Source organism: Cupriavidus sp. 30B13 (assembly GCF_049059565.2).
In the GTDB taxonomy this organism is placed as follows: Bacteria; Pseudomonadota; Gammaproteobacteria; order Burkholderiales; family Burkholderiaceae; genus Cupriavidus.
Genome location: NZ_CP188223.1, coordinates 1,775,781 through 1,800,175, shown reverse-complemented (window position 1 = coordinate 1,800,175; position 24,395 = coordinate 1,775,781). Strand labels below are relative to the sequence as shown.

Below are 24,395 nucleotides of genomic sequence, written 5' to 3'. Positions count from 1 at the left end.
GCAGCCGCAGGCAGCCCGCCCCAGAAGCCAAGCCCGCCTTACCACAAGCCGCACCGGATCCCATCATGAATGCCTCGCAGCTCGAATCCTTCCTCGCACTCTGCCGCGCCGCGCTGGGCGGCCAGCACGTGCTGACCGACGACGCCGACAAGGCGCCCTACCTGACCGACTGGCGCAAGCGCTATACCGGCGAAGCGGTCGCGGTGCTGCGCCCCGGCACCACCGAGGAAGTCGCCGCCGCCGTGCACGCCTGCCACGCGCACCAGCTCGCCGTGGTGCCGCAGGGCGGCAACACCGGGCTGTGCGGCGGCGCCACGCCGTCGGCGGGCACCGCCTCGGTGGTGATCTCGCTGCAGCGGCTGAACCGCGTGCGGCAGGTCGACCCGCTCAACAACACCGTCACCGTGGAAGCCGGGGTGATCCTGCAGCAGCTCCAGGATGCCGCGCGCGAGCACGGCCGCCTGTTCCCGCTGAGCCTGGCGGCCGAAGGCAGCTGCACCATCGGCGGCAACCTCGCCACCAACGCGGGCGGCACCGGCGTGCTGCGCTACGGCAACACGCGCGAACTGTGCCTGGGGCTGGAAGTGGTCACGCCGGCCGGCGAGGTCTGGGACGGCCTGCGCGGCCTGCGCAAGGACAACACCGGCTACGACCTGCGCGACCTGTTCATCGGCGCCGAAGGCACGCTCGGCATCATCACCGCCGCCGTGATGAAGCTCTACCCGCTGCCGCGCGCGCGCGTGACCGCGCTGGCCGCCGTGGCCAGCCCGCGCGCCGCGCTGGCGCTGCTGGCCATCGCCCAGCAGCGCGCCGGGGCGCTGCTGACCGGCTTCGAGCTGATGTCGCAGACATGCCTGTCGCTGGTCACCACGCACTATCCGCAGCTGCGCTATCCGTTCGACCGCCAGCATCCGCAGGTGGTGCTGCTGGAGCTGTCCGACAACGAGAGCGAGGAACACGCGCGCGCCATCTTCGAGGCGATGATGGAAACCGCCTTCGAGACCGGCGTGGTGGAAGACGCGGTGGTGGCCGAGTCCGTGCAGCAGTCGCGCGACTTCTGGAACCTGCGCGAGCACATCCCGCTGGCGCAGGTGGAGGAAGGCAAGAACGTCAAGCACGACATCGCCGTGCCGATCTCGCGCATCGCCGACTTCATCGACACCACCGACGCGCTCATCCAGCAAGCGTTCCCGGGCGCGCGCATGGTCACGTTCGGCCATCTCGGCGACGGCAACCTGCACTACAACGTGTCGCCGCCGGCCGGGCAGAACCACGACGCCTTCCTCGACAACGGCCCGGCCCTCAACGCCATCGTGCACGACAGCGTGCACGCCCATCGCGGCTCGATCTCGGCCGAGCACGGCCTGGGCCAGCTCAAGCGCGAGGAAAACCGCCGCTACAAGAGCGAGGTCGAGCTGGCCATGATGCGGGCCATCAAGCAGGCGCTGGACCCGCGCGGGCTGATGAATCCCGGCAAGGTGGTCTAGCCGGGGCCGGGGCCGGGCCAGGGCGGCCGCGCCGTCAGGTGCCGCCCCGCTGCGCGAGATACTGGTCCTTGAGCTTCACATAGTTGCCCGCCGTGTAGCGAAAGAAGCCGCGCTCCTTCTCGGTAAGCGCCCGCGCCCGTCGCGCCGGGCTGCCGACGTAGAGATGGCCGCCCGCGAGCACCTTGCCCGGCGGCACCAGGCTGCCGGCGCCGAGGATCACCTCGTCCTCGATCACCGCGCCGTCCATGACGATGGCGCCCATGCCGACCAGGATGCGGCTGCCGACCGTGCAGCCGTGCAGCAGCGCCTTGTGGCCGATGGTCACGTCGTCGCCGATGGTCAGCGGGAAGCCGTCCGGATTGAACGGCCCCGCATGCGTGATATGCAGCACGCTGCCGTCCTGCACGCTGGTGCGCGCGCCGATGCGGATGCGGTGCATGTCGCCGCGGATGGTCACCATCGGCCAGACCGAGCTGTCGGCGCCGATCTCGATGTCGCCGATCAGCACGGCGCTGGCATCGACGAACACACGTTCGCCGAACTGGGGGGCCTTGCCCTGGAAACTGCGGATGCTCACGTTGAAATCCTGAAAACCCGGCATGCCGGAAGGGTTGAAGTCTAAGCGGCCGCGGCAAGCGCCTGCCCGACGATCTCCAGCGTCAGCGGCTTGATCAGCACGCGGTCCATGCCGGCCGCCAGGCAGCGCTCGACCTCGGCGGGCTCGGCGCTGGCCGTGACGGCCAGGATCAGGCAGCGGCGGCGTTCGCCGCGGCTTTCTTCGTCGCGGATGCGGCGGGCCAGCGCCATGCCGTCCATGCGCGGCATCTGGCAATCGGTCAGCACCACGTCGAAGGCGCCGGCCTGCCACAGTTCCAGCGCTTCCTGCCCGTCCGCCGCCAGCGTGACGCGGTGGCCCAGGTGCCTGAGCTGCTGCCGGAAGGTGATGCGGTTGGCCGGATGGTCGTCCACCGCGAGCACGTCCAGGTTACGCGCGGCCGGCGCCGGCGCCGCGGCCGGCGGCTCGGCCGCCGCCGGCGCCGTGCCCAGCGGCAGGTCCAGCTCGACGCTGAAGCACGAGCCGCGGCCCGGCTCGCTGCTCAGGCTGATGCTGCCGCCCAGCAGCTTGACCAGGCGCAGGCTGATGCTCAGGCCCAGCCCGCTGCCGAACGCCTGGTCGGCCTGCGCCGCCTCGACCTGCGAGAACGGCTGGAACAGCTTGGCCTGGTCCTCGGCCGAGATGCCGATGCCGGTATCGATGACTTCGAGCAGCACGCGCAGGCGCTCGCCCGCGCGGCGCCCGGTGGCGCGCAGGACCACGCCGCCGCGCTCGGTGAACTTGATGGCGTTGCTCAGCAGGTTGAACAGCACCTGCTTGAAGTGCAGCGGGTCCATCATCACCCACTGGTCGACGTCGCCGTCGAACTGCAGGTCCAGCGACAGATGCTTCTGCCGCGCCATGCCGATCACCAGCGTGGCGATGCCCTCGATCTGCGCCTTGAGCGCCACCGGCTCGGGCGAGGAATCGAGCTTGCCGGTCTCGATGCGGGTCAGGTCCAGCACGTTGCCGAGCAGCAGCAGCAAGCCGCGCGCCGCCTCCTGCGCGACCACCAGCGAGGCCGCGTCGACCGCGCCCTCCTCGGCCTTCTGCAGCACCAGCTCCTGCAGGCCGATGATGGCGTTCATCGGGGTGCGGATCTCGTGGCTCATGGTGGACAGGAAGATGCTCTTGGCCTGGTTGGCCGACTCCGCCTTCTCGCGCGCCACCTGCAGCTGGTCGATCAGGCTCTGGCGCTCGGTCAGGTCCACCCAGCCGCCGATCATGCCCTCCACCTCGCCGTCGACGTCGCGGTAAGGCACCGTCCAGTGCTGGATATAAAGGGTGCGGCCGCGCACGTCGAGCAGATGCTCCGCGACCGCCGGCGAGCCCTGCGCCATGCGCTGGCGCTGCTCGCGCAGCAGGCGCTCGGCCAGCTCGGCGGGAAACCAGCGCAGTTCGAGGATGGTCTTGCCCAGGCTGAGCTCCGCGCTGGCGCCGAACAGCCGCAGCAGCGCGGTATTGCAGGCGCTCAGGCGGCCCTCGCGGTCGAGCAGGTAGATCGGGTTGGGGATGGCGTTGATCAGCGTGTTCTTCAGCGCCAGCTGGTTGGTCAGGCGCTTCTCCGCGCGCCGCGTCTTGCGCACCTGCCGGGTCAGGTAGAAGCCCCATACCAGCGACAGCGCCACCAGCAGCGCGAACACGCTGCCGAGCTGGAGGATGCGGCCGCGGTGGTCGCGCCAGAAGCTCGCGCCCACGGCGGGAAAGCGCGGCTCCCACTGGCGCACGATGTCGGCGACCTCGTCCGGGCCGATCGACATCTGCGCCTTCTCCAGGATGTTCTGCAGCTCCGGCTCGCTCTTGAGCACGCCGATGCTGACCGGCACGGTGCGGTCCTCCAGGATGCCGCTGACCACCAGCCTGCCGTTGAAATCGTGGGCGGCCAGGAAGCGCCCCGAGAACAGGTTGGAGATGCAGGCGTCGCTCTTGCCCTCGTCGACGCTGCGCATGGCGTCGAGCAGGTTGTCGTAGACCTGCAGGTTGATCGACGGGTGGTTCCGGCGGATGGTCTCGTTGAGGTAATAGCCGGCGCCGGTGGCCAGCCGCTTGCCGGCCAGGCTGGCCAGGTCGCTCACGCCCTCGCGGTCCTGGCGGGTCATCAGGATCACGGAGCTGCGCAGATACGGCGAGAGGATCTCGAGCTTGCCGTCGGTCGGGTTGTCCGGCGGCAGCACCGGCGTCACCATGGCCTCGCCGGCGTCCATGCGCTTGGTCAGCTCGGCGAAATTGTCCGCGCTGGCGTAAGTGAACTTCAGGCCGCTGCGCTTGGCGATCAGCTCCAGGTAGTCGTGGCCGATGCCCGTCACCCGGCCGCGGGCGTCGAGCTGGCCCAGCGAGCCGAGGTAGCGGTTGACGATCACCGGCACCTCCGGGTGCGCGGCCAGCCAGCGGTTCTCGGCCGGCGTCAGCGCCAGGCGCTGCTCGTCGAGCCGGAAGCGCCGCCCGGCGCTCCAGCTGCGCAGGATCTCGTCGCCGAACTGCACGTTGATCTGCACCAGCGCGCGGTCGATCAGCGCGCGCAGCCGGTTGTCCTCGGAGCGCACCAGGAAGCCGAAACCATGGCTGTCGATCGGCGCGAAGTTCTCGATGCGCAGGTTCAGCAGGTAGTTCATGTTGATCAGGTAATGCGTGGACAACGCATCGCCGACCATCGCGTCCACGTGCCCCAGGCTCAGCGCCTCCAGCGCGCGCTGCGGCGAGTCGAACAGCAGGATGCGGCTCTTCGGGTAGCGCGCGGCCAGTTGCCGCTCGGCGAGGTAGCCGGCCACCAGCGCCAGCGTGGCGCCCTCGCGCTGGTCGTCGAAGCGCCGGCCGTCGGCGGAGATCAGCACCGGCTGGTCGGCCAGGTAGATATGGGACACGCGCAGGTCGTATTCCTCGGCCTCGGCCGCGCTGCCGCGCCCCAGCAGGTCGATCTCGCCGCGCCGCAGCGCCTCCAGCGCCGCCTGCCGCGAGGTAAAGGCGCGCACCTGCGGCAGGTGCTCGAACATCAGCGCCAGGTAGTCCGCCGTGACCCCCTCGAAGCGGGCGGCGGTGAGCATTTCCAGCGGCGGATAGTCGGGCGTCACCACGCCGACCGTCAGCGGCGCCCGCTGCGCCAGCCACTGGCGGTCGTCCTCGCTCAGCCACGGCTTGGGCCCCGAGGTCAGGCGGCCGAAGACTTCGATCTTCGACGGGGGCGCCACATCGGCCCCCTGGGCGGCGGAAAGCAGGAACAGAAGGAAGCAGAACAACGCTGCGGCCCAGGGCGATTTGTGCATGGCGCTCCAATGCGGCTGTCGATCGGCCCCTTGCCGGCGCCCCCGCGCAAGCGCCGGGCCGCCGATCGGCGCGGCGCCAGCCGGATCGGCGCGGCTGGCGCGGGGAAGACGCCGCCACCGGGGCCGCGGGTGGAAATACTATAGCCGAAGCGGCGGCTGCGGCGCATCCGCCGGCATGGCGCGCCTGCCCGGCATGCGCCGCCGCGCCCGGCCCGTCAGTCCTTGCCGAGCGCCGCCATGGCGGGGGCGGCCTGCCGGCGCGGCGCCGCGCCGCCCTCCGGCAGCCCGCGCGTCAGTTCCAGCGCCTGGCGCTCGAACAGGCGCCGGTAGATGCCGCCTTCGCGCCGGACCAGCGTCTCGTGGCTGCCCTCCTCCACGATCCGGCCGCGGTCCAGCACCAGCAGCCGGTCGAGCGCGCGCACGGTCGAGAGCCGGTGCGCGACCACCAGCGTGGTGCGCCCGACCATCAGCCGCTCCATCGCCTGCTGGATCAGCGCCTCGCTTTCGCTGTCGAGGCTCGAGGTCGCCTCGTCGAGGATCAGCACCGGCGCGTCGGCGAGGAACGCCCGCGCGATCGCCACGCGCTGCCGCTCGCCGCCCGACAGCTTGACCCCGCGCTCGCCGACCAGCGTGTCGTAGCCGTCCGGCAGCGCGGCGATGAAGCCGTGCGCGCCGGCCAGCCGCGCGGCCCGCTCGATCTCGGCTCGCGACGCGCCCGGCCTGGCGTAGGCGATGTTCTCGGCCAGCGTGCGGTGGAACAGCAAGGGCTCCTGCTGCACGATCGAGATCTGGCTGCGCAGCGACGCCTGCGTGACGCCCGCGATGTCCTGCCCGTCGATGATGATGCGGCCGGCCGACACGTCGTGCAGGCGCTGGATCAGCTTGATGAAGCTGGTCTTGCCCGAGCCCGAATGGCCCACCAGGCCGACGCGCTCGCCCGCCGCGATGCGGACCGAGAAATCCGCGTACAGCGGCGCGGCCTGCGCGCCGTAGCGGAACGTCACATGCTCGAAGCGGATCTCGCCGCGGCCGATGCGGATCGGGCGCGCGCCGGGCCGGTCCTCGACGCCGAGCGGCTGGCTGTCGAGCGACACCAGCTCCTCCATGTCGTTGACCGAGCGCTGCAGGTTGCGGATATGCATGCCGACCTCGCGCAGGTAGCCCTGCAGCATGAAGAACATCGTCAGCGCGAAGGTGATGTCGCCCACGCTCGCCTCGCCACGCCGCCACAGCAGCAGCGCCGTGCCCAGGATCACCGCCTGCAGCGCCACCAGCATGCCGCCCTGCGCACCGCCGTTGAGGGTGCCGCGCACCCAGGTGCGCCGCGTGCGCGCGCGCCATTTGCCGATCACGCGGGCCAGCCGCGCTTCCTCGCGGGCCTCCGCGCCGAACGCCTTGACCACGGCATTGCAGCTGACCGCGTCGGCCAGCGCGCCGCCCATGCGCGTGTCCCACGCGTTGCCCAGCCGCGCCGCCGGCGCGACGAAGCCGAGCGACAGCGCCACCGTCACCGCGATATACAGCAGCGAGCCGACGCCGACGATGGCGCCCATCACGGGCCAGTGCGCGCCGAGCAGCGCGGTGGCGCCGGCCAGCATCGCCAGCGAAGGCAGCAGCGCGATCAGCAGCGTGTCGTTGAGCAGGTCGAGCGCCCACATGCCGCGCGTGATCTTGCGCACGGTCGAGCCGGCGAAGCTGTTCGCGTGCCAGTCCGACGACAGGCGCTGCACCCGGTGGAAGGCGCCGGCCGCGATCTCGCTCATCATCCTGAGCGTCATCGCGATGATGTTCATGAAGACGAGCTGGCGCAGCAGCGTGCCGGCCACGCCGAGCGCGGCCAGCCAGCCGAAGGCGGCCAGCGCGCCATGCCAGGCGGCGGCCTTGTCAGCGGATCCCTGCGCGAGCGCATCCACCAGCCGGCCGGCGAACAGCGGCGTCAGGACATCGGCCAGGGCGGACAGCAGCGCCAGCAGCGCGATCGCGGCGGTGCGCACGGGCTGCTGGCGCCAGTGCCGCAGGGTGAAGCCGAGGACGCTCTTGAACGCCTGTCCGCCCAGATTGGTTTTTTTGCGAGCCATATGTCACGGCCTGGCCGCACGGGGCGCGCCAGGACTTTGCAGTCGGGAGAAGCAAGACCGACGGAGCAGGGCCGGTAGCCGGCGCGCTGCCGGTCAGGGCCGGCGGGCGGGCAACGAGCTGTCGGGAACGCTGTCGGGAAAAAGCACGGGCCGGGGCCGGCACGGGCGACGACTCAGGCGTGTCGCGGGGCTGGGGAGGCGCATTGCATTCGGAACATCGGGCACCTCCTTGTCGTGATGGGTGAAAAGAAAAGGGTAAAAACGAAAAACCCGAGCGAAGGCTCAGGCAGGCGATTCTATCAGCGCGGCTGCGGCCACGGCAATACCGCGGGGCGCGCATGTTGCCAAATCCCGACGTGGAAGCGCGGCGAAGAACGGAGCCGGCCCCCGCCCGCGCGCCCGGGCACAAGCCTTGCCCGGCGGCCCCGCGCGGGCAGCCAGGGCAGCCCGGACCCCGGCGGCGGCCGCCGCCGCGCGCCATGGTTTTGACTCTGGTCAAGCGGCACACCCGCGCGCTGCCTATAGTGGCGCCTGCCCTGTCTCCCCCCACCCGCGGCCTTTATCCGAACCTGCCCGAATCTGTCCGAACCTGCCGGTAGAACCCCATGAACGACGACACGAGCTCCGAGCTGTCCGCGCACCGCGCCGCGCTGATGCGCGACATCGAAGCCTTGCTGGCCGATCTGCACGCATTGCTGCGCGAGGCGGCGGCCGCAGCCGGCGAGCAGGCCGGCCACGACCGCGCGCCATTGCGGGCGCGGCTGGAAACCCTGCGGCAGCGCCTGCGGGAACTGGAGGCGGAAAGCCGCGGCCGGGCCCGTCAGTGGGCGGATGCCGGCGACGAATTCGTGCATGAGCACCCGTGGCGCCTGCTCGGCGTGGCCGCCGCCTTCGCCGCCACCTGCGGCGCGCTGTGCGCGCTGGCGCTCGACCGGCGCGGCTGAGCGCGGCACGGCCGCGCCGCGGCCGCCGTCAGCGCCAGGCGGCCAGCGCCAGCGCGGCGCCCCAGGTCGAGGCCGCCGCCAGCAACAGCCCTGCCGCGACGCGCCAGGCGAAGGCCGCGCCGCCGGCGGCGGCCGCCACGAGCTTGGTCGCCGTGTTGGCGGAAAACGCCGCCAGCACCGGCCACACCGCGGCCTCGGCGGACACGCGCCCGGCCGCCACCTGCGCGGCCACCGAGACCGTCGCCGCGTGGGCGTCGGCGAACCCGCCGGCCAGCGCGACGCCCAGCAGCACGCCCGCGCCGGACCACGTCCGGCTGGCGGCGTTGACGAGCATCAGCAGCGCCATGAGCCCGACGAAGCCCGCCGCCACCCGCCAGTCCATGCGCTGGCCCGCCGCCCGCGCGCCCACCCGCGCGTCTTCCTGGCCGGCCTGCCGGCGCAGCGCCCGCCACAGCCAGACGCCGGCGCAGGCCGCCATCGTCGCCAGCCCGGCCGCGAGCGGTATCGCCAGCACCCGCAGTGCCGCCGCGCTGGTGGCGGCAAGCAACAGCAGCATCTGCGCGAACGTGGCGACGCTGGAGAGCAAGGCGGCGGCCACCGCCGCGTCGCGCGTGGCGGGCGCCTTGCGTACCAGGGCCGCCATCGAGGCGACGGTCGCCACGCTGGAGACGAAGCCGCCGAACAGGCCGGTCAGCGGCAACCCCGCCTTTTCCCCGAACACGCGCGTGGCGATATGCCCGGCCGCCCCCATCATCATGACCAGCACCGCCACCAGCCAGAGCGTGCGCGGATTCCAGGCTTCCAGCGGCCCCATGTAGCGGTCCGGCAGCAAAGGCCAGACCACCAGCGCGGCGACCGCCAGCGCCAGGGCGTCGCTGACCTCCTGGCGGGTCAGCGCGCTGCGCACCAGCCGGTGCAGGCTCGCCTTGCCATGCAGCAGGCTCACCAGCACCGTGGCGATGCCGGCGGCGAGGGCGGGATGCGTAATCGCGAGCGCGCCGAGCAGCACCGTGCACAGCAAGGCGAACTCCGTGGTCAGGCCGGGATCCTTCGCCGCGGTATGCCGGTAGCCCACGGCGGCCAGGGCGGCCACGCCGAGCAGGACCGCGGGCAGCAGCCCGGCGCTGGGCAGGAAGGCGCCCAGCGCGCCGCAGAGGCTGGCGATGGCGAAGGTGCGCAGGCCGGCGGCGGCCTCGGCGCCCTCGGCCGCCTGGCTGCGCTCGCGCTCGACCCCGAACCCCAGGCCGATGCCCAGGGCAACGCAGAAAGCGACTACCGTCTGATCCATGCCGGGGCTCCTCGGGCCGGGGGCGGGCGCAATGCCAGCGCTCTGGCGGTCAGTCTGGACCGCAAGCGCACATTTTGCTTGATGCGCCGCAAATCCGGCGCGCGATGCCGAAGCTTGACGCGAATCAACAAGCGCAATCAGCGCTCTCCTAGAATCAATGCACGGACCGATGCGCAGCCGGCCTTCATCGCGCGCATCGCCCTGCTCCCTTCCGACGGGACAAATCCCGGACGATTCCCCCGCGGTCCGCCACGGCATGTCCTGCTTTTGCCCCGCCTCCCGCCCGGCACTGCGGCGGCCGGCATGGCGCGCGCAAACCAAGGAGACCCACCATGGCAGAACCCACCAGCATCCCCAGCGACGTCCTGGCTTTCCCGTGCGAGACGGGCCTGCGGGCCCTGACCCTGCTGCAGGAAAGCCGCGAGCGCCTGCTCGAGGCCGAGCTCGAAGCGGTGCGCAAGGACATCAAGGCCACCCGGGAAATGGGCGCGCAGATCGTCGGCGCGGGCGACTTCGCCGCGCTCGCCGCGCTGCCGGCCGCCCTGTTCCGCGGCCAGGCCGAGCATTGCGCGAGCCTGATCCAGGCCTGGATGCGGCTGGCCATCCACGACCAGAACGCGCTGATGGAGCAGATGCGCGAAACCGGCGAATCCTGGCAGCGCTGCCAGGCCGCGCTGTGGCAGCAGGCGGGCAACCCCTCCGCGCTGGCCGCGCCGGTGAAGGACCTGTTCGAGAAACTCAGCCAGGCCACGGGCTGGACGCCGGCGGAAAATGCCGCCGCCGGCGAGGCCGCGCCCGGCAACACGGCCGCCGGCAAGCCGAGGAGCGTCGCCCATGCCAGCTAAGCGCACCGCCCTGGTCACCGGCGGCATGGGCGGCCTCGGCGAGGCCATCGCGATCCGCCTGCACGACGCCGGCCACCGCGTCGCCGTCACCCACTCCATGGCCAACGACCACGTACAGGCCTGGCTCGCGCGCCAGCGCGAGGCCGGGCGGGAGTTCAGCGCGTTCGCCGTCGACGTGGCCGATTTCGACGCCTGCCAGCGCTGCGCCGCCGAGGTGCTGGCGCAGGCGGGCCAGGTCGACATCCTGGTCAACAACGCCGGCATCACGCGCGACATGACCTTCCGGCGCATGACCAAGGCCGACTGGGACATCGTGCTCAGGACCGATCTCGACTCGATCTTCAACATGACCAAGCCGCTGTGCGAAGGCATGGCCGGGCGCGGCTGGGGGCGCATCGTCAACATCGCCTCGGTCAACGGTTCCAAGGGCGCCTTCGGCCAGACCAACTACGCCACGGCCAAGGCCGGCATCCACGGCTTCAGCAAGTCGCTGGCGCTGGAGCTGGCCACCAAGGGCGTCACCGTGAACACGGTCTCGCCCGGCTACCTCGCCACGCACATGGTCACCGACATTCCCGCCGACATCCTGCAGACCCGCATCCTGCCGCAGATCCCGCTGGGCCGGCTGGGCCGGCCCGACGAAGTGGGCGCGCTGATCGCGTTCCTGTGTTCCGAGGACGCCGCCTTCATCACCGGCGCCAATATCGCCATCAACGGCGGGCAGCACATGCAATGAACGCGCCGACCCCGAACAAGGAACTCGCCGCCGCCGAGGCCGGATGCGGCTGCGCCCCGGCGCCGGCCGGGCCGCCCGAATTGCTCGACGAACAGGTCCGCTCCGCGCTGGCCGCCACCACGCAAGGCCTCTCGCTGGCATCGTTCTGGCTGGCCGGCCTGGACTGGGCCATGCACGCCGCCATCTCGCCCGGCAAGGTCAGCGCCGCCGTGGGAGAGTGGCTCGGCAGCACCATCGCCGCCGGCGCCGGCGCGCTTCCGGGCGCGCTTCCCGGCACGTCTCCCGGCGCCGTGCCCGGCGCGCAGCCCGCGCCGCCGGCCGACCTGCGCTTCGCCGATCCGGCCTGGTCCCGCTGGCCCTACTGCTGCTGGCGCGATGCCTTCCACAGCAACGAAGCGCTGTGGGAATCGCTCACCCACGGGCTGACCGGCGTGTCGCCGCACCACGAGCGGCTGGTGTCGTTCTGCGTGCGGCAGATGCTCGACACCTGCTCGCCCGGCAACGTGTGGTGGCTCAACCCGGTGGTGCTGCAGGCGGCCGCCGCCAGCGCCGGCGGCAATTTCGCCAACGGCGCGCAGAACTGGCTCGAAGACCTGCAGGACGTGGTGGCCGACCTCACCCACGAGCCCGCGCTGCGCCGCCCGCCCGCCTTCAAGGTGGGCCGCGACGTGGCCGTCACGCCCGGCAAGGTGGTGTTCCGCAACGCGCTGATGGAGCTGATCCAGTACGCGCCGGCCGGCGCCGAGGTGTGGCGCGAACCGGTGCTGATCGTGCCGTCGTGGATCATGAAGTACTACATCCTGGACCTGCAGCCGCACGACTCGATGGTGCGCTACCTGGTCGGGCAAGGCCACACCGTCTTCATGATCTCCTGGAAGAACCCGGGCGCCGAGGCGCGCGACACCGGGCTCGACGACTACCTGCGGCTGGGCCCGCGCGAAGCCCTGCGCGTGGTGCAGGAGCGCTGCCCCGGCACCCGCATCCACGCCGCCGGCTATTGCCTGGGCGGCACGCTGATGGCGATCTGCGCGGCGGCGCTCAGCCGCGACGGCGAGGGCGCAGGCGACGGCGCGCCGCTGCGCAGCCTGACCCTGTTCGCCAGCGAGACCGACTTCTCCGAGCCGGGCGAGCTCGGCCTGTTCATCGACAGCAGCGCGCTGTCGACGCTGGACGCCACCATGCGCCGGCAGGGCTACCTGGACGGCCCGCAGATGGCCGCCGCCTTCCAGATGCTGCACTCGCGCGACCTGGTCTGGTCGCGCATGATGAGCGAGTACCTGCTCGGCAAGCGGCTGCGCCCCAACGACCTGGTGTCGTGGAACCGCGATCTCACCCGCCTGCCCTACCGCATGCATTCGGAATGCCTGCACAAGCTCTTCCTTACCAACGACCTGGCCGAAGGCCGCTATTGCGTGGACGGCCGCCCGGTGGCGCTGGCCGACCTGGAACTGCCGCTCTTCGCCGTCGGCACCGAGCATGACCACGTCTCGCCGTGGCGCTCGGTCTACAAGCTGCACCTGCTGACCTCGGCCGAGTTGACCTTCCTGCTGACCTCGGGCGGGCACAATGCCGGCATCGTCTCCGAGCCGGGCCATCCGGGGCGGCGCTACCGCGTGGCCACGCGCGCGGCGCGCGCCGACTACGGCAGCCCGGAGCAATTCCTGGCCCGGGCGGCGCGGCACGAGGGATCGTGGTGGCCGTGCTGGCAGGAATGGCTGGCCTCGCACTCCGGCGCCCGCGTGGCGGCGCGCGACCCCGCGCCCGGCGCGCTCGCCGAGGCGCCGGGCAGCTACGTGCTGGAAAGCTAGCGCCGCGGCGCGATGGCCGCGGGCCGGGCCATGCCCGGCCCGCAGGCAATCCGGCGGCGCCGACGAACGGATACCTCAGTTCCTCAACTCCCCCCGGTCCGGCGCAATCCCGGTCCGGCCTCAGTCCAGCGGATAAGACCGCAGGTACTCCGGCATCGTGACCGGCCAGCGCAGCTCGCGCTCGATGCGCTGGCGCAAGGCATCGCTGGCCGCCGGTTCGCCATGCACCACGAAGGTCTGCCGCGGCGCGTGGCCGAAGCCGCCCAGCCACGTCATCAGCTCGTCGGCGTCGGCGTGCGCGGAGAGGGTTTCGATCTGCGCCACCGCGGCCTGGATGGGCACCGTCTTGCCGTGGATGCGCAGCTCGCGCGCGCCCGCGGCGAGCGCGGCGCCGCGCGTGCCGGCCGCCTGGAAGCCCGACAGCAGGATGGTGTTGCGCGCGTCCCGGCCATAGGTCTCGAGGTGATGCACCACGCGCCCGCCGGTGGCCATGCCGCTGCCCGCCAGGATGATCTTGGGCGTCCGGTCGCCCTTGAGCCAGGCGGACTGCTGCACGCTCTGCACCAGGATGGCCATGTTGCAGGCCGCGGTGCAGTCGGCGCGCTCGATCCGCAATTCGTCGGGATGCAGCGCGAACACCGTGGTGGCGTCGATGGCCATCGGGCTGTCGAGGTAGACCGGCACCGGCGGGATGCGGTGCTGCTGGCGCAGGCGGTAGAGGCAGTACAGCAGCGCCTGGCTGCGCCCCACGGCGAAGGCGGGAATCACCACGCTGCCGCCGCGGCCGATGGTGCGGCTGACGATCTCGCCCAGCATGTCGAGCGGATCGCCGGCGGGATGGGCGCGGTTGCCGTAGGTGGATTCCACCAGCAGGTAGTCCGCCTCGCGCACCATCTCCGGCGCGCGCATGACGGTGTCGTGCTGCCGCCCCAGGTCGCCCGAGAAGACGATGCGCCTGCCGCCCGCGTGCAGCGTCACGATGGCCGAGCCGATGATATGCCCGGCCCGCTGGAACTCCGCTTCGACGCCGGGCGCCACGGCCACGCGCGTGTCGTAGTGGGACGGCTCCAGCCGCCGCAGCGCGCGCACGGCGTCGGCGCCGTCGTAGAGCGGCATGGCCGGATGGTGGCGCGAGAAACCGTGGCGGTTGGCGAAGTGCGCATCCTCTTCGGCCAGGTGGGCGGAATCGGGCAGCAGGATGTTGCAGAGCTGGGCGGTGCCCATGGTGCAGAAGACCCGCCCGCGGAAGCCGTTGCGCACCAGCAGCGGCAGGTAGCCGCTATGGTCGATGTGCGCGTGCGTCAGCACCACCGCGTCGAGCCTGGCGGCATCGAACGGCAGCGGCTCCCAGTTGCGCAGCCGCAGCGCCTTGTAGCCCTGGAACAGGCCGCAGTCCACCATCACGCGGCTGCGGCCGGTGTCGAGCACGTAGCGGGAGCCGGTGACGGTGTCGGTGGCGCCGAGAAACTGCAGTTCCATGGCGGCGCTCCGTCAGGCGCGCCGGCCCGCGGCGCCGGCGGACACCGCCGGCACGGCGGCCGCCGGGACACGGGAAACGGGGGAAGTGCGGGGATCTCGCATGCTGTGCTCCATGGGCGGCGCCGCTGCCGGGCCGTGGCCTGCCGGCGCAGCGTCTTGTCGAAGGCAATGGCCCGGGACCGGGCCTTCGCTTCATGGTGGCACAGGCGGGACGGGCGGCCTTGTTCCAGATCAAGGCCGCCGCCGCGTCAGATCTCGCCTTCGTCGAACAGCCGGTGGCGGATCGCATACCGCACCAGCGCGGCCTCGCTGGGCAGCTGCATCTTCTCCATCAGCCGCATCTTGTACGTGCTCACGGTCTTGGCGCTGACGCACAGGGCGGCGGCGATATCGGTCAGCGGCTCGCCGAGCACGAGCCGCCGGTAGACTTCCATCTCGCGGTCCGACAGGCGCAGGTGCGGCTCGTCGCGGTGCTCGTCCTGCAGGCTGTTGGCCAGCTTCTCGGCCATCGCCGGGCTCACGTAGGTGCCGCCCGCCGCCACCTTGCCGATGGCGCTGACCAGTTCGGTCGCCGCGCTTTCCTTGGTCAGGTAGCCGGCCGCCCCGGCGCGGAACGCGCGCACCACGTATTGCTCCTCGGCGTGCATGGTCAGCACCAGGATACGCAGCCCCGGCTGCTCGGCGCGCAGCTGCCTGATCAGCTCCAGGCCGCTGCGCCCGGGCATGGACAGGTCCAGCAGGATCACGCGCGGCTTGCATTCGCGCGCCATCTGCAGCACCTGGGTGCCGTCGACGGCCTCGCCCACCACCTCGAAACCGCCGGACCTGCCGAGGATATGGCGCAGGCCGTCGCGCACCACGGCATGGTCGTCGGCGATCATCACGGGAATCATGCCAGGCCCTCCGCGCTGGTCTTGTCGGCATCCGGATCCGTGCCGGGCACGGGAAAGCAGACCGTCAGGCAGAAGCCCGCGCCCTCGGCCGGCGTGGTGGAAACCGTGCCGGCCAGCAGGCGCGCGCGCTCGCGGATGCCCACCAGGCCCAGCGAGATGCGCTGTCCGCGCGCCGGCCGGCTGGCGGCGCCGCGGCCGTTGTCGCGCACCGCCAGCTCGTAGTGCGCCGGGTGGCGCACCAGCTCGATGTCCACCCGGCTGGCCGCGGCGTGCTGCACCACGTTGCTGAGCGCCTCCTGCACGATGCGGAATACCGCCGTGGCGGCGCGCTCGCCCACGTCTTCCTCTTCCGCGGCGTGGACCGCCACGGCAATGCCGTAGCGCGCGGAGAACTCCTTGGCCAGCCACTCGATGGCCGGGATCAGCCCCAGCTCGTCGAGCAGGGCCGGGCGCAGGTCGGCGGCGATGCGCCGCACCGACGCCACGGTCTCGTCGATCACCAGGTGCATGGCCGCGGCCTGGTCCAGCAGCCCCTGCGCGACGCCGGCCTCGCGCAGGTCGCCGGCCAGGATGGCCAGGTCCATCTTCAGCGCGCTCAGGCGCTGACCGAGGTCGTCGTGCAGCTCGCGCGCGATACGGCGGCGCTCCTCCTCGCGCGAGGCCTGGACGCGGTCGGAGAGCTGCTGCAGCTCCTCGCGCGACTGGCGCATGGCGGCTTCCGCGCGGACCCGCTCGGTGGTGTCGCGCAGGATCACGGTAAACAGCTTGCCGTGGCCGTCCTGGGTCTGCGAGATCGACGCTTCGATGGGAAACTCGGTGCCATCGCGGCGCAGCGCGTGCAGCACGCGCTGCAGGCCCATCTGGCGCTCCGTCACGCCGGTCACGCCGAAGCGGCGTACATGTGCCTCATGCGCCTCACGAAAGCGCGCCGGGATAAAGTCGGCGAGCGGCCGGCCGATCGCTTCGGCCGCCGCGCAGCCGAACAGCCGCTCGGCCATCGGGTTGAACAACACCACGCGCTGGTTCTCGTCCACCGTGATGATGGCTTCCATCGAGGAGCGGATGATGCCGGCCAGGCGCGCCTCGCTGGCCTGGGTGTGCGCGAGGTCGTGCCCGTCGGGTATCGGGGGGGCGGTCTGGTGGGTAGCCATGTCGGGAGCCGTCTTTGGGGCGAAGCATGTTCCGCGGGAGGCCGGCCCGGCGAAGTCGCGCAGGCCGGCCGGCGGAGATGAAAGGTAGCCGATCTGCATGATACGCATTCGGGCCGCGCGGCGGGCATCCGATTCCCGCCTTGTCAGGAAAACCTGACAAGGTCCTTCCTTTTCCGGACGGCATTCTCAGCCGGCGCTGCTTTCGCCGCGCGGGGGCGGCAACGATACTGCATGGCATGAATCCGCCGACCACCGAACCGCTGACCGTCCTCGTGCTGGAGCACGCGCCCATGATCAGCGCGCGGCTGACGCGGATGCTGCGCGCGATGAGCGAGGTGGAGCTGCTGGCCTCGTCGCGGGAGCCGCGCGCGGCCATGCTGGCGGCGCTGATCCTGCTGCCCGACGTCGTCATCCTGGCGCTGCCGCTGCGCCGCGGCGCCGGCATGCGCGCGCTGCGGGAGCTGGCGCGCATGCGCCGGCAGGCCACCATCATCGTGCTGAGCAACTGTTCGATTCCACCGATGCGCCATGCCTGCATGCAGGCCGGCGCGTCGTTTTTCTTCGACAAGACCATGGAGCTGGATGCCCTGCGCGGCGCCCTCCTGGGCCTTGCCGCGCAGAAGCAGGCCACGCGGCTGGCAGCGCCGGAAAGCAGCGCGGCGTATTGATGCGGATGCTGCATCGACGGCGTATCGGGAATGAAAGAACGCATTTGAATCGGCATGCCGACCGGCATGCCCAAGGATGAACGAGGCCACCATGTCAAACCACCTGCAACAGGAAGCACCGCCGGCAGCCAGCGCTGCCATCCACGCCCCCCAGGTTCTGCGGTCCTTGTCGCAGGAGCCGTGCCGGGAGCCCGCCGCGCGCGCGGGCACCAGCCACAAGGCAAGCTGCTCGAACTGCGCCATGCAGGCAATCTGCCTGGGCGGCAAGCTCAACGACGCCGAGCGCGTGCGCCTCGACACGGTCATCCACAACTGGCGCATGGTCAGGCGCGGCGAGGCGCTCTACCGCGCCGGCGATGCCTTCCAGAGCATCTACGCGCTGCGCTCCGGTTCGTTCAAGACGGTGGTGGCCCACGCCAACGGCTGCGAGCAGGTCAGCGGCTTCTTCCTCACCGGCGAGACGCTGGGGCTCGACGGCATCTGCGCCGAGCAGCATGCCTGCGACGCCATCGCGCTGGAGGACAGCGCGGTGTGCGTGATTCCCTTCCACCTGCTGGAGGCGCTCTGCCGCGAGATGCGCTCGCTGCAGCAGCAGGTGCACCGCATGCTGAGCAGCGAGATCGTGCGCGAATCCGGCGTCATGCTGCTGCTGGCCAGCCTGTGCTCCGAGCAACGCGTGGCGGCCTTCCTGCTCAATATCTCGGCGCGCCAGAAGGCGCGCGGCTACTCGCCGCGCGAACTGGCGCTGCGCATGACCCGCGAGGAAATCGGCAGCTATCTCGGCATGAAGCTGGAAACCGTCAGCCGGACCCTGTCGCGCTTCCAGCGCGACGGCCTGATCAGCGTGCACGGCAAGCGCATCAGCCTGCTGGACCTGGACGCGCTGGACCGCATCTAGCCTGGCGCCACCCGGGGCCTGGCGCGCCGCGCCGCCGCCGTCCTTGACCCCCGTCAAGCCGCTGCCCGGCCGCCCGCATAGCATGGAGACCTGGCCTGCCCGACACCGGCGGGCGCCACCGGGAGAGCGCAGCATGGAATCCGAGGGACTCACGCGGGCGCTGATGCGTCCGGCGGCCTACCCCCACCCCGTGAGCAAGGTCACGCTGATCGAGACCCATATCTCGCGGGTCTTCCTGGCCGGCGCGTTTGCCTACAAGGTGCGCAAGCCGGTATGCCTGGACTTCGTCGACTTCCGCAGCCTGGCGGCCCGGCGCGCCGACTGCGAAACCGAGCTGCGGCTGAACCGGCGGCTGGCCGCGGCGCTGTACCTCGGCGTGGTGCCTGTCACCGCCGCCGACCCGGCCGCCACCGAGGGCGGGCCGCCCACGGTGATGGTCGGCGGCGCTGGCCCGGCGCTGGAATACGCGGTGAAGATGCGCCGCTTCCGCCAGCGCGACGTGCTGGCCGCGATGGCCGAAGCGGACCAGCTGACCGGCGCGCAGGTCGAGGCGCTGGGCCGCCAGCTCGCCGCGTTCCACCGGGCCGCCCCGGCGGCGGCCGGCGCCGGCGGCCACGGCACCCCCGCGCAGATCGCCGCGGTGATGGAGCAAGCCCTGGCCGGCCTGGCCGCGCTGGCGACCGACGCCGGCATGACGGCACAGGTGGCGGCGCTGCTGCGCGCGCGGGCCGCGTCGCTGGGCGCGGCGTTCGGCAAGCGGCTGGCCAGCGGCCACGTCAGGGAATGCCATGGCGACCTCCATCTCGGCAACATTGCCCTGATCGACGGCGTGCCCACGCCGTTCGACTGCCTGGAATTCGATGCCGGCCTGCGCTGGATCGACACCATCAGCGACGTCGCCTTCCTGTTCATGGACCTGCAGCACCATGGCCGGCAGGACCTGGCCTACCACCTGCTCAACACCTACCTGGAATGCAGCGGCGACTACGCCGGGCTGGCCGTGCTGCCCTTCTACACCGCCATGCGCGCCGTGGTGCGCGCGCGGGTGCTGCTCGAGCGTGCGCGCCAGCGCAGCCTGGCCGGCACCGTCAGCGCCGAGGCAATGGCAAGGACCAGGCTGCTCTGCAAGGACCTGCTGGGGCTGGCCAGCGCCGCGCTGACGCGGCGCCCGGGCGCCATCACCATCATGCACGGGCTGTCCGGCAGCGGCAAAAGCACGGTTTCCCGGCGCCTCGCGCTCGCCGGCGCGATGGTGCGCGTGCGCTCGGACGCCGAACGCCAGCGGGCCGCGCATGGCCCCGGCCTCCACCTCTACGCGCCGGACCAGACCGCGCGCGTCTACCGGCGGATGCTGGCGATCTGCCGCCTCGGCAGCGGCGCGGGCTTCCCGATGATCGCCGACGCGACCTTCCTCGCGCGCCGCCAGCGGCAGCGGTTCGCCGCGCTGGCGGCGCGGCGCGGCGTGCCGTTCTCCATCGTCGACTGCGAAGCCGACGTGGCCGTCCTGCGCGAGCGCATCGCGGCCAGGGCGCGCCAAGGCGGCGACCCCTCGGAGGCGACGCTCGACGTGCTGGAAGGACAGCGGCGCGCGCAGGAGCCGCTGGCCAGCGACGAATGGCGCCATGTGGTGCGGGTCGATGCGCTCCCCGCGCCCGGCAGTCGATGCGGGCAGAACGGGAGCGGATGAGGCGGCGGAGGGAATGAGGCGGCGGACGAAGGGCCCGCCAGCGGCGAATCAGGCCTCGTTGGGCGAAATCCAGGCCGGCCGCTGCGCGCCGCCCTGCCCGCTGGCGGCCGCCACCTGGTCGGCGAAGGTCCGCAAGGCCTGCTGCGCGGTGCCGCTCACGACGTCGCTCTGGCGCAGCGCGAGCACCGGCGCCGGCGGCGTCTTGCCCAGCCGGGCGATCTCTTCCGCCGCGTTGAACGCGCCCTGCCTGGCCATCACGCAGATCACCGAGGTCTCGCAGGCCAGCGGCGCGCGGTCGCGCAGGAAACTGCGCATCGGCGCGGCCAGCTTGCCGATCCAGACCGGCGCCACGATCACCAGCCGCCGGCATTCGGCCGGCGCCGGGCCGGCATAGCGGTAGCCCACGTGCCGCTGCAGCAGGTTGTCGATCACGCAGCGCACGTCGCCGGACAGGCCGGCGCGGCTGGCCAGGTCGCCGACCTCGGCGAGCGGCCAGCCGGTCACCGCCGCCAGGTCTTCGGCGACCTGGCGCGCGGTGCCGGTGCGCGAGTAGTAGACGATCTGGATGGCTTGCCCGTTCTTTTCCATCATGTCTCCCCCCGTGCCGGCGCTAGCGCGCCTGTTGTGCCTGTTGTGCCTGCTGCGGCGCATGCACCAGCAGCACCGGCAGGCGGCACTGCCGCACCAGGCCTTCGGCGACACTGCCCATCAGCAACCGCCGCACGCCGCGGCGGCCGTGCGTGCCCACCACCAGCAGGTCGGCGCCGTTCTGCTCGGCCGCCTGCTCGATCGCGGCGGACACGTCGCCCACCGACAGCGCGTCGTCGATCATGACCGGCGTGCACTTCACCTTGGCTTCCGCCGCCCTGGCCTGCGCCTGCTCCAGCACCAGCCGCCCGCCTTCGATCAGGCTGGCGCGCAGGTCGGTCAGGTCGACGTAGCCCACCTCGTACCTGAGATAGGTGTTGTCGATCACGTGCACCACGATCAGTTCGGAATGCATGGCCGCGGCCAGCCGCAGGGCCTCGGTGAGCGCCTGCGCGGCGGATTCGCTGCCGTCCACGGCAACCAGTATCTTGCTGTACATCGTCTTTCTCTCCCGCCGCGGTCACTGCGCGGCCATCCAGGGGGAGCATGGCGCCGCCCCTGCGGCAGCCTTCGTCCCGATGCTTCCAGTTTGTGCGCGCCGGCGCCGGCCATGTTGATGTGGATCATGCATTTCGCAGCTTTGCGGCCTGCCCCGCCATCGCGGGCCGGCCGCATGCCGCATGCACGCCGCATGCACGCCGCATGCACGCCGCATGCAGCCGCCTTGACGCGGCGCAAGCGGGCCCGCGCCGCGTGGCCTAGCATGGGAAGGGGAAAATCCATGCCGGCCGCCGGCCAGGAGGCAGCGATGCAGAAATGGATGCGGGCGATGATCTTCGACGGCAGCGGCCCGCTGCTGCGCCCGGCCCGCGTGCCGGTGCCGGTGCCGGGCCCCGGCGAGGTGCGGATCGCCGTGACCGCGTGCGGGGTCTGCCGCACCGACCTGCACATCGTCGACGGGGAACTGACGCAACCGAAGCCCGCGCTGATTCCCGGCCACGAAATCGTCGGCCGGATCGAATCGTGCGGTGAAGGCGTCGCCGGCTTCGCCGCCGGCGACCGGGTCGGGGTGCCGTGGCTCGGCCAGACCTGCGGGCACTGCCCGTTCTGCGCGGCGCACCGCGAGAACCTGTGCGACGCGCCGCAGTTCACCGGCTACACGCGCGACGGCGGCTACGCCGAGTACGTGGTGGCGGACAGCCGCTATTGCTTCCGCATCCCCGACCGCTACGACGACGCGCACGCCGCGCCGCTGCTGTGCGCCGGCCTGATCGGCTACCGCACGCTGCGCATGGCGGGACCGGCGCGCCGCATCGGCATCTACGGCTTCGGCGCGGCGGCCCACCTGGTGACGCAGGTCGCGGTGGCGCAGCAGCGCGAGATCTTCGCCTTCACGCGCCCGGGCGACGCCGCCGCCGGCGAGCTGGCGCGCGCTACCGGCGCGTGCTGGACCGGCCCCAGCGACCAGCCGCCGCCGCGCGCGCTCGACGCCGCCCTGATCTTCGCGCCGGTCGGCGCGCTGGTGCCGCTGGCGCTGCAAGCCGTCGCCAAGGGCGGCACGGTGGTCTGCGGCGGCATCCACATGAGCGACATCCCGGCCTTTGCCTATCGGCTGCTGTGGGAGGAGCGCTCCATCGTCTCGGTGGCCAACCTCACGCGCGAAGACGGCGAGGAACTGATGCGGATCGCGCAGGCCACGCCGCTGCGCACCAGCATCACGGTCTATGCGCTGGAGCAGGCCAACGACGCGCTGGCCGACCTGCGCTCGGGCCGGCTCAGCGGCGCCGCCGTGCTGCGCATCGGCGCGGGCGCTTGACGTGCGTCAACACGGCGGCCGCGCCGGCCCTTATTCTCCAGACCAAGGCGATGCCCCGCGAAGGCCGCCAAGCGAACGCAGCGGCTGCTTAGCCAGGAGAAACGCACCATGTACGAAAAGATCTTGCTCGCGGTGGACGGCAGCCGCTCATCGGACCTTGCCCTGAGCCAGGCCATCATCGTCGCCAAGGCGACCGGCAGCGAAGTCAAGGCGCTGTTCGTGGCCGACGACACCGACGTGTTCTATTTCGCCGGCACCACCTACCCGTCCTGGCTGATGGACAACATCCGCAAGATGGGCGAGGAAACGCTGGACGCCGCCGCGCGGCGCCTGGCCGAGGCCGGCGTGCGCCACTCGACCAAGCTGATCGAAAACCCGGTCTCCCCGGGCCTGATCGCGGAAACCATCGTGCGCGAAGCCGACGGCTGGGGCGCCGACCTGATCGTGATGGGCACGCACGGGCGCCGCGGCGTCAAGCGCCTGGTCCTGGGCAGCGTGGCCGAAGGCGTGGTGCGCGAAAGCAGCAAGCCGGTGCTGCTGATCCGGAGCGAAATCAAGGAATGAGCGCGGCAGACAAGGCTGCCCGGTCCCGCGGCCGCGCCGGCGCGGCCGCCCTCTTGGCCGCCTGGGCCCTGGCCTGGCATGCGGGCGCGCTGGCCGCCGGCGACGGGCTGTGGTTCGCGCAGGGCCGCCCGCTCGCCGAAGCGCAGCAGGCGGCGGGCATCCTCGCCGGGGCCGCCGCCGACGGCCTGGACCCCGGCGACTATGACGCCGGGCCACTGCGCCGCGCGCTCGCCGAGGCGCAGGACGGGCCGCCGCTGGCGCCGGACGCCGCGGACCGGCTCGACCAGGCACTGACGGCGGCCATGGAACGTTATCTCGCCGACCTGCACGGCGGCCGGATCGATCCGCGCACCATCCACGAGAATTTTTCCGCGGCGGCCGACCAGCGCTTCGACCCCGCCGGCTACCTGCGCGCGGCCGTCGCCGCGCACCGCCTGCCCGAGGCGGCGCGCCAGGCCCCGCCCTCGTTCCCGCTCTATGGCGCGCTGCGCGACGCGCTTGCCCGCTATCGCGCGCTGGCCGCCGATCCCGCCTGGCAGGCGCCGCTGCCGCCGCTGCCCGCCGCCAGGCTCGCGCCCGGCCAGCCCTACGCGGGCCTGCCCGCGCTGGCGCAACGGCTGGCCGCGCTCGGCGACCTGCCCGCCGGCACGGCCACTCCCGGGCGCTACGAAGGGGCGCTGGTGAGCGGCGTCAAGGCGTTCCAGCTGCGCCACGGGCTGGAGCCGGACGGCGTGGTCGGCGCGGGCACGTTCGCGCAGCTGAACGTCTCTCCCGCCAGCCGCGCGCGCCAGATCGAGCTCACGCTGGAGCGCCTGCGCTGGACGCCGCTGCTGGACGGCCCGCGCATGATCGTGGTGAACGTGCCGGAGTTCGTGCTGCGCGCCTACGATGTCGAGGACGGCGGCGTGCAGGTCAGGGCCGAGATGAAGGTCATCGTCGGCAAGGCGCTCGATACGCGCACGCCGCTGTTCAAGGAAGACCTGCGCTTCATCGAGTTCAGCCCGTACTGGAACATCCCGCCTTCCATCGCGCGCGCGGAAACCCTGCCCAGGCTGCGCCGCGATCCCGGCTATTTCGCGCGCCAGGGCCTGGAGTTCGTCGGCGCCGACGGCAAGGTGTCGACCGTGCTGTCGGCGGCCAGCCTCGACGCCGTGCAGCGCGGGCAGATGCGCATACGCCAGCGCCCGGGGCCGCTCAACGCGCTGGGCGACATCAAGTTCATCTTCCCCAACAACGACAACATCTACCTGCACCACACGCCGGCGCCGCAACTGTTCACGCGCGACCGCCGCGACCTCAGCCACGGCTGCATCCGCGTGGAAGACCCGGTGGCGCTGGCCGGCTTCGTGCTGCGCGACATGCCCGGCTGGACCGACGCGCGCATCCGCCAGGCCATGGAGAAAGGCCAGTCGAGCACGCTGCGGCTGCAGGCGCCGCTGCCGGTGGTGCTGGCCTACGGCACGGCCATCGTCAAGGCCGACGGGCGCGTCTATTTCTTCAACGATATCTACGGGCTGGACAAGCTGCTGGACCGCGCCCTGCGGCAGCGCCCGGCGCGGCGCCCGGCCGCAGCCGCGCCCGCCGCAACCCCAGCCTGAAGCCCGGAGGCA

Annotated in this window: 20 protein-coding genes; 11 read left to right on the top strand and 9 right to left on the bottom strand. The window is 71.9% G+C overall.

Going from position 1 to position 24,395, the window contains the following annotated elements; translation table 11 throughout:
• Nucleotides 1-65: 65 nt before the first annotated feature.
• Nucleotides 66-1,487, top strand: a complete 1,422-nt coding sequence (locus tag ACKI2N_RS08320) for an FAD-binding oxidoreductase (protein ID WP_420993749.1) — start codon at nucleotides 66-68, stop codon at nucleotides 1,485-1,487.
• A 34-nt stretch (nucleotides 1,488-1,521) separates the two neighbouring features.
• On the opposite strand, the gene ACKI2N_RS08315 is transcribed toward ACKI2N_RS08320, so the two are convergent.
• From ACKI2N_RS08315 to ACKI2N_RS08305, 3 genes are all read right to left on the bottom strand, one after another.
• Complete coding sequence (locus tag ACKI2N_RS08315; RefSeq protein ID WP_420993748.1) at nucleotides 1,522-2,064, bottom strand: gamma carbonic anhydrase family protein; 543 nt, start codon at nucleotides 2,062-2,064, stop codon at nucleotides 1,522-1,524.
• Nucleotides 2,065-2,105: 41 nt separating this feature from the next.
• Nucleotides 2,106-5,342, bottom strand: a complete 3,237-nt coding sequence (locus tag ACKI2N_RS08310) for an ATP-binding protein (RefSeq protein ID WP_420993747.1) — start codon at nucleotides 5,340-5,342, stop codon at nucleotides 2,106-2,108.
• Nucleotides 5,343-5,557: 215 nt separating this feature from the next.
• Nucleotides 5,558-7,420 (bottom strand): ABC transporter ATP-binding protein, encoded by a 1,863-nt coding sequence (locus tag ACKI2N_RS08305; protein ID WP_420993746.1) that lies wholly within the window; start codon nucleotides 7,418-7,420, stop codon nucleotides 5,558-5,560.
• 605 nt (nucleotides 7,421-8,025) lie between these two features.
• On the opposite strand from ACKI2N_RS08305, the gene ACKI2N_RS08300 reads away from it, so the two are divergent.
• On the top strand, nucleotides 8,026-8,364 hold the full coding sequence (locus ACKI2N_RS08300) for a hypothetical protein (protein ID WP_420993745.1): 339 nt from the start codon (nucleotides 8,026-8,028) through the stop codon (nucleotides 8,362-8,364).
• Between the two features lie 28 nt (nucleotides 8,365-8,392).
• Here ACKI2N_RS08300 and ACKI2N_RS08295 read toward each other — a convergent pair whose 3' ends face one another.
• On the bottom strand, nucleotides 8,393-9,652 hold the full coding sequence (locus tag ACKI2N_RS08295) for an MgtC/SapB family protein (RefSeq protein WP_420993744.1): 1,260 nt from the start codon (nucleotides 9,650-9,652) through the stop codon (nucleotides 8,393-8,395).
• Nucleotides 9,653-9,984: 332 nt separating this feature from the next.
• On the opposite strand from ACKI2N_RS08295, the gene ACKI2N_RS08290 reads away from it, so the two are divergent.
• From ACKI2N_RS08290 to ACKI2N_RS08280, 3 genes are read left to right on the top strand one after another with little or no spacing between them, the layout of a single operon-like run.
• Nucleotides 9,985-10,497 (top strand): hypothetical protein, encoded by a 513-nt coding sequence (locus ACKI2N_RS08290; protein ID WP_420993743.1) that lies wholly within the window; start codon nucleotides 9,985-9,987, stop codon nucleotides 10,495-10,497.
• Nucleotides 10,487-11,233 carry an acetoacetyl-CoA reductase gene (gene phbB, locus ACKI2N_RS08285; RefSeq protein ID WP_420993742.1) on the top strand — a complete coding sequence of 249 codons (747 nt, stop codon included), beginning with the start codon at nucleotides 10,487-10,489 and terminating at the stop codon, nucleotides 11,231-11,233. Before ACKI2N_RS08290 ends, phbB begins: the two co-directional genes overlap by 11 nt.
• Nucleotides 11,230-13,041 (top strand): PHA/PHB synthase family protein, encoded by a 1,812-nt coding sequence (locus ACKI2N_RS08280; protein WP_420993741.1) that lies wholly within the window; start codon nucleotides 11,230-11,232, stop codon nucleotides 13,039-13,041. Before phbB ends, ACKI2N_RS08280 begins: the two co-directional genes overlap by 4 nt.
• A 120-nt stretch (nucleotides 13,042-13,161) precedes the next feature.
• Here ACKI2N_RS08280 and ACKI2N_RS08275 read toward each other — a convergent pair whose 3' ends face one another.
• The 3 genes from ACKI2N_RS08275 to ACKI2N_RS08265 form a co-directional block, all read right to left on the bottom strand.
• Nucleotides 13,162-14,520, bottom strand: coding sequence for an MBL fold metallo-hydrolase RNA specificity domain-containing protein (locus ACKI2N_RS08275; RefSeq protein ID WP_420993740.1), 1,359 nt, complete (start codon nucleotides 14,518-14,520; stop codon nucleotides 13,162-13,164).
• Between the two features lie 248 nt (nucleotides 14,521-14,768).
• Nucleotides 14,769-15,413 carry a response regulator gene (locus ACKI2N_RS08270; RefSeq protein ID WP_420993739.1) on the bottom strand — a complete coding sequence of 215 codons (645 nt, stop codon included), beginning with the start codon at nucleotides 15,411-15,413 and terminating at the stop codon, nucleotides 14,769-14,771.
• Entirely contained in the window at nucleotides 15,410-16,564 is a 1,155-nt protein-coding gene (locus tag ACKI2N_RS08265; protein WP_420993738.1) for a PAS domain-containing sensor histidine kinase, read from the bottom strand. The genes ACKI2N_RS08270 and ACKI2N_RS08265 overlap by 4 nt, the downstream gene beginning before the upstream one ends.
• A 236-nt stretch (nucleotides 16,565-16,800) precedes the next feature.
• Here ACKI2N_RS08265 and ACKI2N_RS08260 point away from each other — a divergent pair, with 236 nt between their 5' ends.
• The 3 genes from ACKI2N_RS08260 to ACKI2N_RS08250 all read left to right on the top strand — a co-directional run bounded on the left by ACKI2N_RS08260 (nucleotide 16,801) and on the right by ACKI2N_RS08250 (nucleotide 19,817).
• The gene (locus ACKI2N_RS08260; protein WP_420993737.1) at nucleotides 16,801-17,232 is read left to right on the top strand and encodes a response regulator; all 432 of its coding nucleotides are present in this window, start codon (nucleotides 16,801-16,803) and stop codon (nucleotides 17,230-17,232) included.
• 91 nt (nucleotides 17,233-17,323) lie between these two features.
• Complete coding sequence (fnr, locus tag ACKI2N_RS08255) at nucleotides 17,324-18,130, top strand: fumarate/nitrate reduction transcriptional regulator Fnr (RefSeq protein WP_420993736.1); 807 nt, start codon at nucleotides 17,324-17,326, stop codon at nucleotides 18,128-18,130.
• A gap of 133 nt (nucleotides 18,131-18,263) precedes the next feature.
• Nucleotides 18,264-19,817, top strand: a complete 1,554-nt coding sequence (locus tag ACKI2N_RS08250; RefSeq protein ID WP_420993735.1) for an AAA family ATPase — start codon at nucleotides 18,264-18,266, stop codon at nucleotides 19,815-19,817.
• A 48-nt stretch (nucleotides 19,818-19,865) separates the two neighbouring features.
• On the opposite strand, the gene ACKI2N_RS08245 is transcribed toward ACKI2N_RS08250, so the two are convergent.
• Nucleotides 19,866-20,408 carry a flavodoxin family protein gene (locus ACKI2N_RS08245; RefSeq protein WP_420993734.1) on the bottom strand — a complete coding sequence of 181 codons (543 nt, stop codon included), beginning with the start codon at nucleotides 20,406-20,408 and terminating at the stop codon, nucleotides 19,866-19,868.
• Nucleotides 20,409-20,427: 19 nt separating this feature from the next.
• Nucleotides 20,428-20,904 carry a universal stress protein gene (locus ACKI2N_RS08240; protein WP_420993733.1) on the bottom strand — a complete coding sequence of 159 codons (477 nt, stop codon included), beginning with the start codon at nucleotides 20,902-20,904 and terminating at the stop codon, nucleotides 20,428-20,430.
• 309 nt (nucleotides 20,905-21,213) lie between these two features.
• Here ACKI2N_RS08240 and ACKI2N_RS08235 point away from each other — a divergent pair, with 309 nt between their 5' ends.
• The 3 genes from ACKI2N_RS08235 to ACKI2N_RS08225 all read left to right on the top strand — a co-directional run bounded on the left by ACKI2N_RS08235 (nucleotide 21,214) and on the right by ACKI2N_RS08225 (nucleotide 24,383).
• Complete coding sequence (locus ACKI2N_RS08235; RefSeq protein ID WP_420993919.1) at nucleotides 21,214-22,221, top strand: zinc-dependent alcohol dehydrogenase family protein; 1,008 nt, start codon at nucleotides 21,214-21,216, stop codon at nucleotides 22,219-22,221.
• A 108-nt stretch (nucleotides 22,222-22,329) separates the two neighbouring features.
• Nucleotides 22,330-22,785 (top strand): universal stress protein, encoded by a 456-nt coding sequence (locus tag ACKI2N_RS08230; RefSeq protein WP_420993732.1) that lies wholly within the window; start codon nucleotides 22,330-22,332, stop codon nucleotides 22,783-22,785.
• Complete coding sequence (locus ACKI2N_RS08225) at nucleotides 22,782-24,383, top strand: L,D-transpeptidase family protein (RefSeq protein ID WP_420993731.1); 1,602 nt, start codon at nucleotides 22,782-22,784, stop codon at nucleotides 24,381-24,383. The genes ACKI2N_RS08230 and ACKI2N_RS08225 overlap by 4 nt, the downstream gene beginning before the upstream one ends.
• The last annotated feature ends 12 nt before the right edge of the window (nucleotides 24,384-24,395 follow it).

Bases quoted from the DNA above. Each gene is read 5' to 3' on its own strand.
- ACKI2N_RS08240 (WP_420993733.1), bottom strand. From the start codon at position 20,904: ATGTACAGCAAGATACTGGTTGCCGTGGACGGCAGCGAATCCGCCGCG.
- ACKI2N_RS08245 (WP_420993734.1), bottom strand. From the start codon at position 20,408: ATGATGGAAAAGAACGGGCAAGCCATCCAGATCGTCTACTACTCGCGC.
- ACKI2N_RS08305 (WP_420993746.1), bottom strand. From the start codon at position 7,420: ATGGCTCGCAAAAAAACCAATCTGGGCGGACAGGCGTTCAAGAGCGTC.
- ACKI2N_RS08235 (WP_420993919.1), top strand. From the start codon at position 21,214: ATGCAGAAATGGATGCGGGCGATGATCTTCGACGGCAGCGGCCCGCTG.
- ACKI2N_RS08280 (WP_420993741.1), top strand. From the start codon at position 11,230: ATGAACGCGCCGACCCCGAACAAGGAACTCGCCGCCGCCGAGGCCGGA.
- phbB (WP_420993742.1), top strand. From the start codon at position 10,487: ATGCCAGCTAAGCGCACCGCCCTGGTCACCGGCGGCATGGGCGGCCTC.
- ACKI2N_RS08230 (WP_420993732.1), top strand. From the start codon at position 22,330: ATGTACGAAAAGATCTTGCTCGCGGTGGACGGCAGCCGCTCATCGGAC.
- ACKI2N_RS08295 (WP_420993744.1), bottom strand. From the start codon at position 9,652: ATGGATCAGACGGTAGTCGCTTTCTGCGTTGCCCTGGGCATCGGCCTG.
- ACKI2N_RS08225 (WP_420993731.1), top strand. From the start codon at position 22,782: ATGAGCGCGGCAGACAAGGCTGCCCGGTCCCGCGGCCGCGCCGGCGCG.
- ACKI2N_RS08290 (WP_420993743.1), top strand. From the start codon at position 9,985: ATGGCAGAACCCACCAGCATCCCCAGCGACGTCCTGGCTTTCCCGTGC.
- ACKI2N_RS08275 (WP_420993740.1), bottom strand. From the start codon at position 14,520: ATGGAACTGCAGTTTCTCGGCGCCACCGACACCGTCACCGGCTCCCGC.
- ACKI2N_RS08310 (WP_420993747.1), bottom strand. From the start codon at position 5,342: ATGCACAAATCGCCCTGGGCCGCAGCGTTGTTCTGCTTCCTTCTGTTC.
- ACKI2N_RS08320 (WP_420993749.1), top strand. From the start codon at position 66: ATGAATGCCTCGCAGCTCGAATCCTTCCTCGCACTCTGCCGCGCCGCG.
- ACKI2N_RS08270 (WP_420993739.1), bottom strand. From the start codon at position 15,413: ATGATTCCCGTGATGATCGCCGACGACCATGCCGTGGTGCGCGACGGC.
- ACKI2N_RS08265 (WP_420993738.1), bottom strand. From the start codon at position 16,564: ATGGCTACCCACCAGACCGCCCCCCCGATACCCGACGGGCACGACCTC.
- ACKI2N_RS08300 (WP_420993745.1), top strand. From the start codon at position 8,026: ATGAACGACGACACGAGCTCCGAGCTGTCCGCGCACCGCGCCGCGCTG.
- fnr (WP_420993736.1), top strand. From the start codon at position 17,324: ATGTCAAACCACCTGCAACAGGAAGCACCGCCGGCAGCCAGCGCTGCC.
- ACKI2N_RS08250 (WP_420993735.1), top strand. From the start codon at position 18,264: ATGGAATCCGAGGGACTCACGCGGGCGCTGATGCGTCCGGCGGCCTAC.
- ACKI2N_RS08260 (WP_420993737.1), top strand. From the start codon at position 16,801: ATGAATCCGCCGACCACCGAACCGCTGACCGTCCTCGTGCTGGAGCAC.